Annotated in this window: 11 protein-coding genes; 6 read left to right on the top strand and 5 right to left on the bottom strand. The window is 41.4% G+C overall.

Going from position 1 to position 12,653, the window contains the following annotated elements; translation table 11 throughout:
- Window positions 1-16: 16 nt before the first annotated feature.
- The gene (locus IQ244_RS21000) at window positions 17-691 is read right to left on the bottom strand and encodes a Uma2 family endonuclease (protein WP_193897659.1); all 675 of its coding nucleotides are present in this window, start codon (window positions 689-691) and stop codon (window positions 17-19) included.
- Between the two features lie 180 nt (window positions 692-871).
- Complete coding sequence (locus IQ244_RS20995) at window positions 872-1,981, bottom strand: S-(hydroxymethyl)glutathione dehydrogenase/class III alcohol dehydrogenase (protein WP_193897657.1); 1,110 nt, start codon at window positions 1,979-1,981, stop codon at window positions 872-874.
- A 211-nt stretch (window positions 1,982-2,192) separates the two neighbouring features.
- On the opposite strand from IQ244_RS20995, the gene IQ244_RS20990 reads away from it, so the two are divergent.
- Both IQ244_RS20990 and rimM read left to right on the top strand, forming a co-directional pair.
- Window positions 2,193-3,476: a valine--pyruvate transaminase gene (locus IQ244_RS20990; RefSeq protein WP_193897655.1), complete on the top strand. Its 1,284-nt coding sequence runs from the start codon at window positions 2,193-2,195 to the stop codon at window positions 3,474-3,476.
- Between the two features lie 459 nt (window positions 3,477-3,935).
- A complete protein-coding gene (gene rimM, locus IQ244_RS20985; RefSeq protein ID WP_193897653.1) occupies window positions 3,936-4,550 on the top strand; it encodes a ribosome maturation factor RimM in 615 nt (204 codons plus the stop codon).
- Here the strand turns inward: rimM and IQ244_RS20980 are convergent.
- Together IQ244_RS20980 and IQ244_RS20975 are read right to left on the bottom strand one after the other, a co-directional pair.
- Window positions 4,533-5,537, bottom strand: a complete 1,005-nt coding sequence (locus tag IQ244_RS20980) for a serine/threonine protein kinase (RefSeq protein WP_193897651.1) — start codon at window positions 5,535-5,537, stop codon at window positions 4,533-4,535. The two genes, rimM and IQ244_RS20980, sit on opposite strands and share 18 nt — an antisense overlap.
- A 230-nt stretch (window positions 5,538-5,767) precedes the next feature.
- Window positions 5,768-6,658 (bottom strand): alpha/beta fold hydrolase, encoded by an 891-nt coding sequence (locus tag IQ244_RS20975; protein WP_193897649.1) that lies wholly within the window; start codon window positions 6,656-6,658, stop codon window positions 5,768-5,770.
- 222 nt (window positions 6,659-6,880) lie between these two features.
- On the opposite strand from IQ244_RS20975, the gene IQ244_RS20970 reads away from it, so the two are divergent.
- On the top strand, window positions 6,881-8,890 hold the full coding sequence (locus IQ244_RS20970; RefSeq protein ID WP_193897647.1) for an S-layer homology domain-containing protein: 2,010 nt from the start codon (window positions 6,881-6,883) through the stop codon (window positions 8,888-8,890).
- Window positions 8,891-9,229: 339 nt separating this feature from the next.
- On the opposite strand, the gene IQ244_RS20965 is transcribed toward IQ244_RS20970, so the two are convergent.
- Complete coding sequence (locus IQ244_RS20965; protein ID WP_193897645.1) at window positions 9,230-10,249, bottom strand: mechanosensitive ion channel family protein; 1,020 nt, start codon at window positions 10,247-10,249, stop codon at window positions 9,230-9,232.
- Window positions 10,250-10,392: 143 nt separating this feature from the next.
- Here IQ244_RS20965 and IQ244_RS20960 point away from each other — a divergent pair, with 143 nt between their 5' ends.
- The 3 genes from IQ244_RS20960 to IQ244_RS20950 all read left to right on the top strand — a co-directional run bounded on the left by IQ244_RS20960 (window position 10,393) and on the right by IQ244_RS20950 (window position 12,562).
- On the top strand, window positions 10,393-11,310 hold the full coding sequence (locus IQ244_RS20960) for a histone deacetylase (RefSeq protein WP_193897643.1): 918 nt from the start codon (window positions 10,393-10,395) through the stop codon (window positions 11,308-11,310).
- A 107-nt stretch (window positions 11,311-11,417) separates the two neighbouring features.
- Entirely contained in the window at window positions 11,418-11,990 is a 573-nt protein-coding gene (gene coaD, locus IQ244_RS20955) for a pantetheine-phosphate adenylyltransferase (protein WP_193897641.1), read from the top strand.
- Window positions 11,879-12,562: a DivIVA domain-containing protein gene (locus tag IQ244_RS20950; RefSeq protein ID WP_193897639.1), complete on the top strand. Its 684-nt coding sequence runs from the start codon at window positions 11,879-11,881 to the stop codon at window positions 12,560-12,562. The genes coaD and IQ244_RS20950 overlap by 112 nt, the downstream gene beginning before the upstream one ends.
- Window positions 12,563-12,653 lie beyond the last annotated feature (91 nt).

The following is a 12,653-nucleotide window of genomic DNA, read 5'->3' as shown; positions in this document are numbered from 1 at the left end:
GGACATTAAATCATTGCTAATAGCTAAAGTACTGCTGGATTTGTGCTTGCAACATTTTCCGAAAAGCGCGTTTAGTTTGAGTTTCGCCTAGAGTTTTGCATTGGGCTAGAAAATCGTAAACTATTGATTTAGTTAATATCGCAAATGTGGCGCTAGTTTCCGATTCTTGGTATTCGCCTTGTTCCAAAATATAAATAGTTAATTTTGTTCCGTTGTAACGCCAAAATTCAGGAACTTTCATATCCTCATACATTTGTTTTTTATTGATATCTGTATGGGTGATATCTACTTCTAAGATTAAATCTGGAGGTGGGTCTACTGCTAAATTTACTGTTTTACCTCTGACAAGAGGCTCATTTTGGATGTAGTAACATTTATCTGGTTCTGGACTAGATTTTAGGATTGGAATCTTGAGTGTAGTTGAACCCATACTCTTGAGATTGAAATTGAGTTCTTCTGCTAGTAATTCAATCAATTGCCTAACTAAACTGTTAACACTTTCATGTTCTTCTAAAGGTGTCATAATCTCCAACATTCCCTGATAATATGTCAGTCGGGCTGCGCGATTATCACCCAAAGCATCAAGAATTTGCTCATAAGCAGACCAACTGATGTTATGCAGAGTCACGCGCTTTTCTGCGAGTGGTGTTTCTTGAGGATTACGGCTTATCATTTCACTGGTAGTAATCATTTGCATCTCCCAAGTTTGATAGCAGTTAAATTAATTAGTAGATAAGTAGTTGCACAAACTTAAATTCATTCGTGGAGATTGGGAACGGGGAACAGGGAAAAGAAAAAGAATGTGTGTCATTAATTCTGTGTTGGTACTTATGGGGCGTGGTTTCCCCGCCCTTCACAAACATTATTGAATCTAAAAAGTTATAACACTGCGAATAGACGCACCTTTGTGCATCAATTCTAAAGCATCATTAATTTGCTCAATTGGCATCACATGGGTAATTAAATCATCAATATTTATCTTGCCATCCATATACCAATCAACAATTTTCGGCACATCTGTCCGTCCTCTTGCACCACCAAAGGCTGAACCTTTCCACACTCTACCTGTGACTAATTGAAACGGACGTGTACTAATTTCTTGTCCTGCGCCAGCCACCCCAATAATGACGCTGACACCCCAACCTTTATGGCAGCATTCTAATGCTTGACGCATAATATTGACATTGCCAATACATTCAAATGTGTAGTCTGCACCGCCTTTAGTTAAATCAACCAAGTAACTAACTAAATCACCCTCGACTTCTTTAGGGTTGACAAAGTGCGTCATCCCAAATTTTTCGGCTAAGACGCGTTTGCTGGGATTAATATCTACTCCCACAATCATATCGGCTCCTACCATCCGCGCTCCTTGGATGACGTTTAAGCCAATACCACCCAACCCAAACACAATAACTTTTGCACCTGGTTCTACCTTGGCGGTATAAATCACTGCACCGATACCTGTGGTGACACCGCAGCCTATGTAACAAACCTTGTCAAAGGGTGCATCTTCTCGAATTTTGGCGACAGCAATTTCTGGTAATACGGTGTAGTTAGCAAAGGTAGATGTACCCATGTAGTGGTGAATCATTTCGCCACCGATACTAAAACGACTAGTACCATTGGGCATGACACCGCGTCCTTGTGTAGAGCGAATTGCTTGACAGAGATTGGTTTTGAGGCTGAGACAATATTCACACTGACGACACTCTGGGGTGTAAAGTGGGATGACATGATCTCCTGGTTTGACGCTGGTGACACCAGCCCCCACTTCTACGACTACACCAGCGCCCTCATGACCTAAAATTGCAGGAAATAAACCTTCAGGATCAGCACCAGACAGAGTATAAGCATCAGTGTGACAAACTCCCGAAGCTTTAATTTCTACTAAAACTTCTCCTGCTTGTGGCCCTGATAATTGCACAGTTTCAATAGTTAGCGGCTGACCCGCGCCGTAAGCTACTGCGGCTTTAACTTCCACGTGTTAGCCCTCCTAAATATAAGTTGTATTAATAAAATCTTATGGGTTTATATTGATCGATGCTGAGAAGAATCTTTTTTATCTAAAATTGCATTTTCTTGTGAGATTGGTACATTAGTTACAGGCGGCAAACTCGGAAGATGATATCTATCCGCCGCATGAATTTTATAATTTTGTCAACATCTCAGTTAATTCTAATTCTACAAAGCTTATGAACCCTGCCCTAACGAAAATTGGCGCTCAAATGTCCAACCTCACTGGTGTACGCGCGATTATGAAGGACATTGTAGAAACGTTGCAGGCGAGTCAGGGGCAGGAGTTAATTAATTTGAGTGCGGGAAATCCGTTAATTTTGCCAGAGGTGGAACAGTTGTGGCGGGATGCAACGGCAGAACTGTTGGCGAGTGCGGAATATGGAGAAGTGGTTTGTCGATATGGCGCAAGTCAAGGTTATGGGCCATTAATTGAGGCGATCGCTAATGACTTCAATAAACGCTATGGTTTAAACTTAACCTCTCGCAATATCTTAATTACTCCCGGTAGCCAAAGTCTTTATTTCTACGCTGCTAATGCCTTTGGTGGCTATGACATTGATGGTGGACTGCGACAAATTGTTTTACCACTGAGTCCCGACTATACAGGCTATGGCGGTGTGTGTTTGTATCCAGAAGCTTTAATTGCTTACAAACCAACACTAGATATAGACGCAGCGAATCACAAATTTAAATACCGCCCGGATTTCAGCCAATTGTCGGTGTCTGAACAAACTGGTTGTATTATCTTCTCTCGCCCATGCAACCCCACAGGTAACGTACTAACAGCCGATGAAGTGCATAAAATTACTGCTCTCGCTGCAACTCACAATGTACCTGTGTTGATTGATTCTGCTTACGCGCCTCCCTTCCCAGCTTTAAACTTCACAGAGATGGAGCCGATATTTGGGGAAAATATTATTCACTGCATGAGTTTATCCAAAGCCGGTTTACCAGGGGAACGTATTGGTGTAGCTATTGGGGATGAAAAGTTCATTCAAGTGCTGGAGTCTTTCCAGACAAACTTGTGTATTCATGCTTCTCGTTATGGACAAGCGATCGCTTCTCGTGCAATCAACTCCGGTAAACTAGTAGACATTGCTGCAACAGTTATTCGGCCTTTTTACCAAAACAAATTTGCAGTTTTAGAAACTACTCTAGATGCTGCTATGCCTAAAGATTTACCTTGGTTACTCCACCGTGGTGAAGGCGCAATCTTTGCATGGTTGTGGTTGAAAGATTTACCCATTACTGATTGGGAATTCTACCAACAACTCAAAAAAGTTGGGGTAATTGTGGTTCCTGGTAGTACCTTCTTCCCTGGTTTACAAGAAGAATGGTCACACAAACACCAATGTTTACGCATTAGTTTAACAGGCAGTGATGCTGAGATTGTACTTGGGATGCAGCGTCTTGCCAAAGTCGCAGAGCAAGTTTATCAGCAGGCGGCGGTGAGTGCGTAGGAAGTAGGGAAGAGGGCTACAGTGTATACACAAGGCGCAATTTGTGTATTGAAACCATATCCCGCCTAGAACTAAAGTTCCAGGCTCATAGCCAAAGTCCACAAAGCGTGGACTGAGTTTTTCTTTGAGTCCTCTTGAGAGGACTTGCGCTATGAGACTCGGAATTTATTCCGAGGCGGGACAGGCTTACTACACGAAGATTTGTTTGTACACGTAGACACTAGGAGAAGAATAATCACCCTATACACAAGGCGCAATTTGTGTATTGAAACCATATCCCGCCTAGAACTAAAGTTCCAGGCTCATAGCAAAAGTCCACGCTTTGTGGACTGAGTTTTTCTTTGAGTCCTCTTGAGAGGACTTGCGCTATGAGACTCGGAATTTATTCCGAGGCGGGACAGGCTTACTACACGAAGATTTGTTTGTACACCGTAGACACTAGGAGAAGAATAATCACCAATGACCAAAAAACAAAAGAATCAAAAAGCTGAAGAAAAATCGCCACTTTCTACACCCGATGTCCCACTCCCTAATTTAGATGATTGGTTGGCAATTGGGAAAATTGTTGCACCTCAAGGGTTGGCTGGGGAATTACGAGTTTATCCAGAAACGGATTTTCCCGAACGCTTTGAAGTACCGGGAACACGTTGGCTGTTGCGTCCTGGGCAAACAGAACCCCAACCAATAGAATTATTAGACGGTCGTTATGTGGATGGCAAAAATTTATACGTAATTAGTATAGCTGGTGTAGACAACCGCAACCAAGCCGAGGAATTGCGTGATTGTCGATTATTTGTCCCGGCAAGCGATCGCCCCGAATTAGGCGAAGATGAATATCATGTTGTGGATTTAATTGGTTTGGAAGTTTATCTGCAAGCATCCGGCGAATTGTTGGGAAAAGTGGTAGATGTCATCCCCGCTGGTAATGATTTACTCGAAGTGGAATTACTCAATCATGAAAAAGCCAACAAAACAGTTTTAATTCCCTTTGTGAAAGAAATTACACCAGTTGTAGATATTGCATCTCGAAGAGTGGAAATTTTACCGCCACCAGGTTTATTGGAAATCAATTAAAGATTGGCTTTCTTTTAACTGCTGAGTTGCACCACCCGGTTGCGAAAAAACTAACGTTGTTAACCCTACTGCTAACATTCCCAGCCCGGCTAAGGCTAACATCGCTGTGCGTTTTCTCAACTTCATTGCAGCTAGTAAAACTTCGATAACAGACGCATTACCTATAACTGGAATTGACCTGAGTGCTGTTAAAGCAACCACTGCATTGAGATAGCGGTCTTTCCAGTTAGGTTGTACAATCGTCCATAACCATGAACGAAAACTGGGATGAAGATGATTTTCTAGTTTGGGAAATTGTAAGCCGCTATCACCAATATTCACTGTTTGGGTATTTGTGAGTAAGCAAATCAATGTTGCCCCCACACTATATAAATCTGAAGCTTGTGTCAAAGTCTGACCCAACTGTTCTTCTGGGGGAATGAAACCAGGAGTACCAGCAGATAATGTAGTCAAAGCTATTTTGGCATTTTGTTGGCGAGCCAAACCAAAATCAACTAAATAAGCATTAAGTTGCTCATCAACTAAAACATTTTCTGGTTTAATATCCCGATGAATAATTGGGTCAACTTGCTGTTGCAAATAAACCAAGATTTCTAAAAGTGAGATGGCTATTTGCTTAACTTCAGTTGGAGAAAATTTGTGTTTTGTCCCCAAGGGAATAGCATTTTTATACTCTTGTACTAAATAAAAATTCTCTGCGGTTGCGAAAGAATCTATGTAGCGGGGAATACGCGGATGCTGAAGTTTTTGCAAGATGGCAATTTCATGTTCATAGGCTTTTACACCTGACCAATCAGCAGTTTCATTGGCACAAATGAATTCTTTAATTACTACTATTTGTTGAGATTTACAGTCATAGGCAAGGTAAACAATGCGTCTAGCTTCGTGATTACGCCCCAGTTCTCGAATCACTTGATAGCCTTGCAAAGAAAAATCTGGATGGTGACTGACGGGAATTGTCCCTTTATTACGCACATCAAGCTCCATTACACACCACCTGAGTTTGATTTTGTCAAGGTGCAATCAGAATAAAAGGTACTCACCCGTTAAATGAAGTGTGAAGGATGAAGTATGAAGTCTGAAATAGAAAGCAGAATTCAGAAGTAAAATCATCTTGATGTTGGACTGGAAAACCTAGATAGTTTACTTCACTTACTTGAAACTCTCTGTAAATACAGAAATTAACACTTTAGACTTCACACTTCATACTTCACACTTCAGATTTGTGTTAACCAATTAATCATTTGAGTGTTGACAATATCTGGAACTTCATCGTGAGGACAATGACCGGCGTTAGGAATGGGAACAATTTTGATATCTTTGCCATTCGCCCGCGCCTCTTCGTAAATCTTCGCCCCAGTAATTGGTGTCCAGGGATCGTCAGCACCCCAAATCACTAATAAGGGACGTTCAACTTTGGGTAAAAGTTCCTCTGGACTAGGGCCAGGAGGTGCAGTCAATATAGATGCAAAAACTTCTTGCGCGCCTGGATCACAAGAGGGTGTATAAAGTAAATCAACTAATTCATCAGTAACAGCAGCCCGGTTGCGGTAAACCTGATATAAGGTGCGGCGAATTTGGGCTTTTTGGCGAATGCGGTTAAAGACAAATTTACCAGTAATAGGCGATCGCACCACTTTATTAAAAGTCGCCATCACAATGCGTAATGGTGGGTTTAATTCATGGGGACGATGACTCAAGCCACCCGCTGAGTTAATCAAAACCCCAGCCGTACAAATTTCTGGATATTCTGTCAATACTATCAAGCTAATCAGTGCGCCAATGGAGTTACCAATAAACACCGCAGGTTCTTGAATATGCGCCGTCCAAAAATCTTTCAGTAGTTCTACCCAGATTTCCACAGAGTAATTCAGCGGCGGTTTATCAGAACCACCAAAACCCAACAAATCCACAGCATAAACTTTGTAACCAGCATCAGCTAACACCGGAATATTCTTACGCCAATGTCCGATGGAAGCCCCAAAACCATGCACCAAAACCAAAGGCTTACCTGTACCCATGACAGTGTATTGAATTTTATGCCCCTGCCAAGTCCAAATAAATTTTTCTAAATTGACTGAAGGTAGTTGCTGGGTAGTTAAGCTCATTATTAAGATTCCTAAACTATTACTTTCTATAGTAAAGTCTAAAGAATTTCGGGTAATGCGATCGCGGGTATGTGACTTTGGGAACTATTCAAGCAGGCGATCGCCATATTGTTAAGTAATCCAAATAAGCTGGAGAAATGTTCATTTCATCTTCACAAAGGGATTAATAAGTCAAGGGAATTCATATTCTCTTCACTTACTAGCCGATTGGTACGGTGTGAGATGAAACACATAAAAACTCGTTCTTTAGCTCATTTGAGTCAAGTGATTCTTGCTGCAACTTCTGTAGCAATTTTGTCACCAATCTTTTCCGCAGCCGCAGCGCCTCGGTTCTCAACCACCATTGCACAAACGCCTGTTAACTCCACAAGCCAACAACTGTTAGCTGATGAGTTAAGCAGCAATAGCTCAGACTTACCTGAATCGGTCAAAATTGCTGTTTTACAGGATATTTCCGAGCGCACAGGTGCAAAAACTTCCGCTTTACGTGTTGTTAAAGCCCAACAGCAAACTTGGTCTGATGGCTGTTTGGGTTTAAAAGCGGATGACAACTGCTCTCAAGCAATAGTACCTGGTTGGCACGTAGTGGTTGCCAACGTCAAGCAAGTTTGGGTATACCGGACTGATGAGTCGGGAAGTGTCACCAAACTAGATGAAGACTCTACCCAGAGCCTGACAGCATTGATTACTCGTCGAGAAACTAGCACTCGTCAAACCAGCAGTACAGCTATCAAACGCACGGTAATAGCCCAACGCAGTACGGAAGTCAGTGCTGCTAGTACCGCAGTCAAGGCGAAAAAGACAGGTTTTAGTCTTGCTATTTTGCAACCATCTGGTGACTTTTCCGAAGTAATTGCCCGCGTTTCCTTAAAATCTAAACGCCACAAGGGCTACTTAAAAGAGAGATTTCTCGGTGATTACAAATACAAACTTAAGCACAAGGCGAAATTCGTTAAAGGTATCAAAGCAGGCGATCGCGTAGTCGTCAGATTATACGATACTCAAAACCGCTTTATTGGCTACAGCGAATTTGAATGTTTGCAAGCATTCAGCAGTGTAAACTTAGTTTTGTCTGCTAATCCCAGTGAATATCAGGTTGTCCGCACTGTATATGGAGTTGATGCTGATGAAGACGGCACAATTGACTCTGGTAGTAGCACTTACGACTACTTCACCCAAGTTAGCGACCAAAGAGTGACTTTCCTTAGCAGTTCGCAAACTGTTAACGTTAGCCAGTTCCAAACAGAAAGTTTCTCTTCAGTGGCGACAAATAGTGTCTACCCCACTTCTTTTAGCAGTGGTCAATTCGCCCTAGTGCGTCAAACAATTAGCAGTTTTAGCTACAACTTGGCAGAAGCTTTAAAAGCTGAACCAGGCCGTTTAGTAGAACTCAATGAAGTCAGCGATGATGATAGTTCTATTTATGAAATCGGTCAGATGATGATGAGTTACCGTGCAATCGGCGTAGCCCAAGGTATTCAGGTTAAGTTTAACGATGTCTCAACTAACCACTGGGCTAACGATTTTATTGCAGAGTTGGCAGCTTTGCAAGTGATTCAGGGTTTTCCCGATGGGACTTTCCGCCCCGACGAACAGGTGACTCGCGCTCAATTTGCGGCGATGATCAGTCAAGCCTTTGAAAAGGTCAATATTCGTCAAGCAGTTAGTTTTAGAGATGTATCTACAAAATATTGGGCTTACAGTGCCATCCGTGAAGCTTACTCTACAGGCTTTTTAGGCATTTCTGGGAATAAATTTAACCCCACCCAAGCCTTATCTCGTTTGGAAGTACTGCTATCGTTAGCACGCGGGCTAAACTATACCTTTAGTGGTTCCACAGAATCAATTTTGGCAGCTTATTCTGACGCTGCAACTATTCGGAGTGACGTACGAAATGCGATCGCTGCACTGACAGAACGAGGTATTGTCGTTAATTACCCTAATGTTCAGACTCTCAATGCTGACAAGGTAGCAACGCGAGCCGAAGTTGTAGCTTTGATATATAAGGCGTTAGTTAGCACAGGCGAAGCTGCTGAAATTAACTCTCAGTACGCTGTTGAACAAACACAGCAGCAAGCCGAAGTTGAAGAAAACAGTGTAACTGAAGATAGAAAACTCCGCCGTCATTGTAACCAAGGAATTGGTAATGGTTCTGAAGGCTGTGATCCAGGTAACTCTCATCCTCATGGTGGTAGTAACGACGAAGGTGGTAGAACTCCTGGGAGAAGGTAAGATTCAAGTTTTGTAGAAACGCTCTTCATAGTTTCTACCAATGCACAGTAGGATAAAACTCAAAAGTAAAAGGTAAAAATTATTTTTTATTGTCTACCTTTTACTTTTTTTTTACCCAGATATTTGGCTACTACAGGAATCATATTTGATTTGGAGAAAAAAACTCATTACACCGCTGTTATAGCAAAGTGCTGAGTGCTGAGTGGAAACCCAGTATCATGAAGTCTTTAAGCTATCAAAACTGTCCTAACCTAAGTGACTACGGCTATACTTCTTTTTCTGCCCCCTGTTCCCTACCTACACAATTAATTTCAACAATCAAGTCGGATTCCTATAGCTTTAATTGACATTATTGTGAACATAAATATCACGAATGGGGAAGGGAATGGAAATTCCTAATTCTTGATAACGTTTGTGCAGCTTTTTAACAAATAAATGTTTACCCATTCTTTGATCAAAGTATTCACTTACTCGCATATAAAGAGTAAAATCTATACTAAAATCTCCAAAAGTATGAAATCTAATATATGGCTGATTTTGCATTAATTCTGGAGCAATTTCTTGCATTACCTCTTTGGCAACTTCGACAGTTACTTTTTCCACCTGCTCTAAATCACTCTCGTAACTTACCCCAACATTTATCGTTAAAGTGATTTCTTTCGCAGGTAAATGATAGTTAGTAAAAATTGCCGATGCTAATTTAGAATTAGGTACAATCACCACATTATTGGAAAGCTCTTTAATCGTAGTATTCCGCCAAGTAATATCTGTGACGTAACCTTCATGTCCAGCATCTAATTTGACATAATCTCCTGTTCTCACCTGTTTGGAAATAATTAGATAAAAACCGGAAAATAAATTTGCTAGAGTATCTTGCAGTGCTAAACCTACAGCAATACCACCAATTCCTAAAGTTGTAACTATCGGTGTTACTTGTACACCTACTGTTTGTAATATAATTAGCGCACCTAAAACTAAAACGGCGGTCTTTACAAGATTAGAAATTAGTGAGGTGGGAACTCCTTCGGTTTTGCGAATAAATAAATTGACAAAACCACCACTCAGTCTTGCTAAAACCAAAGTAACTGAACATAGAAAAATAATTGTAATAATTCTTTCGATGACAATCTTTAATTCGGTGCTTATGTTAGGAGAAGCCGCAACTAAAGCCGATGAAACCCCAGCCAATATAAACCAAATAAAAGTTACTCGATGTAAAGCTTGGAAAATTATCCTGCTTCCCGGAATTTGCTTCTGAATAATAATTTTTTTTAACTTGTGAAATAAAAATTTTTCACAAACAAATCCAGTCAGTAAGCTAACTAAAATAAGTGCGGCTGGTAAAATCCATTGCGTCATAGTTAATTTGATTTTTTAAGTTTAACAACAAAAATTAAAGAAATATTATAAAACAATTATTAGTGAAACGCATCTGGCAAATAAAGTACTTTCTTCACCTTTAGGTATATTTAACATCAGAAATATGATGAAAAATACATAATATGCACTTGCCGATAATTTATCACCCAAACTATGTTGCACCTTTACCGGAAGGGCATCGTTTCCCGATGTCTAAGTTTAGTAAATTGTATGAATTGTTACTAAATGATGGTGTAGCCCAAGCAGAACAGTTTCACATTCCACAACTCCCACCGCAAGATTTAATTGAGTTAGTGCATACACCAGACTATGTTCAAGCATATTGCCAGGGAACTTTAGATGCGAAAGCACAACGGCGGATTGGCTTGCCTTGGAGTCCTGCCTTAGTGAATCGTACCTGTGTAGCGGTTGGTGGTACGATACTGACAGCCCAGATGGCTTTAGCAAAGGGTTTAGCTTGCAATACGGCTGGTGGTACTCATCACGCCTTTCCCAGTTATGGATCTGGTTTTTGTATTTTCAATGATTTAGCGATCGCATCTCGTGTTTTGCAAAAACTGGGACTGGTGCAGAAAATCTTGATTATAGATTTGGATGTGCATCAAGGAGACGGTACTGCTTTTATTTTTGCTGATGATGAAAATGTGTTTACTTTTTCGATGCACTGTGAAGTCAATTTTCCCGGTACAAAACAACACAGCGATTTAGATGTTCCCCTCCCCATAGGAATGGAAGATGATGACTATTTGCAAACTTTGGCAAAATATTTGCCAGATTTGTTATCGGGTATTCAGCCAGATTTAGTATTTTACGATGCTGGTGTTGATCCCCATATATGCGATCGCTTGGGAAAATTAGCCTTAACGGATACTGGTCTTTTCCGCCGCGAAATGCAAGTTTTAACTACCTGTGTCAGTGCAGGTTATCCAGTCGCCTGTGTCATTGGTGGAGGCTACGCTGATGATATGAAATCTTTGGTATGGCGACATTCTCTGTTGCATCGTGCGGCAAGTGAAGTTTATCAGCAGTATAGACTTTAGGTTATAGGGGACAGGGGACAATACTTTTTACTCAGCACTCAAAACTCGGCACTCAGCATAGAGTAATCCGATATAATCACCTCAATGACTTTGATACATCGAATATTGTGATTGCTATCTATCCCGGCAGCTTTGACCCCATCACCTTAGGACACCTCGATATTATTCAACGCGGTAGTCGGCTGTTTGACCAAGTAATTGTAGCTGTACTGCGGAATCCGAATAAAGTGCCGTTATTCACTGTGCAGGAACGACTAGAACAAATTCGGATAGCTACGCAACATCTCCCAAATGTCGAAGCGGATAGTTTTGATGGCTTGACAGTGAATTATGCCCAACAGCGCCAAGCACAGGTGTTGTTACGAGGTTTACGGGCAATTTCTGACTTTGAAGTAGAATTACAGATGGCTCACACGAATAAAACTCTCTCTACTCAAATTGAAACAGTTTTTCTCGCAACATCAAATGAGTATAGTTTTTTAAGTAGTAGTGTGATAAAAGAGATCGCAAGATTTGGTGGTTCTGTCGATCATCTTGTTCCCCCGCACATTGCTTTAGATATACACAAATGTTACAACAACAACTATCCAATAGCGAACCCGACCACAACGGCAATTATCCCGCCCCTCCAGAGTATCCCAATGGAGTCGGCAACGGGGACAACTCCCGAACAGGAGTAGACATTCAGCAAGAACTCAACCGTTTAGAAGATTTGATTTTGTCTAGTTGGCGAGTTCCGCTGACGGGGCGCACATTAATAGACGAAGACAAATTATTTGAACAACTAGATTTTATTCGCGTTTCCTTGCCCTCGGTGTTTCAGGAAGCCTCTGCGATTCTGCAACACAAGCAAGAAGTGATGTTAGAAGCGGAAGAATATGGGCAGCAGATTGTCGAAGCAGCCCAAGCCAAAAGAGCGCAAATTTTGGCAGAAAGTGATATTCTTCGGCAGGCGGAACGAGAAGCAGAACAACTACGGCGCAAAACCCAGCAAGAATGCGAGGAAATGATGCAGGAAACCATCGCCGAAATTGACCGCAGGCGACAAGCTTGTATGGAAGAATTAGAACAAATGCGGCAAACTGCGATCGCTCAAGCCCAAGAAATTGAAGATGGTGCTGATCAATATGCCGATAGTGTCCTCGAAAATATCGAGCAAGATCTCAAAGACATGTTAAGAATTATTACCAATGGCAGACAACAATTACACCAAGAAAATCAATCTCAAGGTTATTCTTCTAAAAAGAAATAAAGGCAGAGGCGGGAAGCGGCACTCAGGAGGTAGGGGGCAGAAGCAGTATTAAATACTCAGCACTGAAAAACTTTAGCCGAGTATTCTATGA

The sequence above is a fragment of the Nostoc sp. LEGE 06077 genome (genome assembly GCF_015207705.1).
Lineage (GTDB): Bacteria > Cyanobacteriota > Cyanobacteriia > Cyanobacteriales > Nostocaceae > Nostoc_B.
Note: the sequence above shows the minus strand (reverse complement) of the source record. Positions and strands in the feature narration are given on the sequence as shown.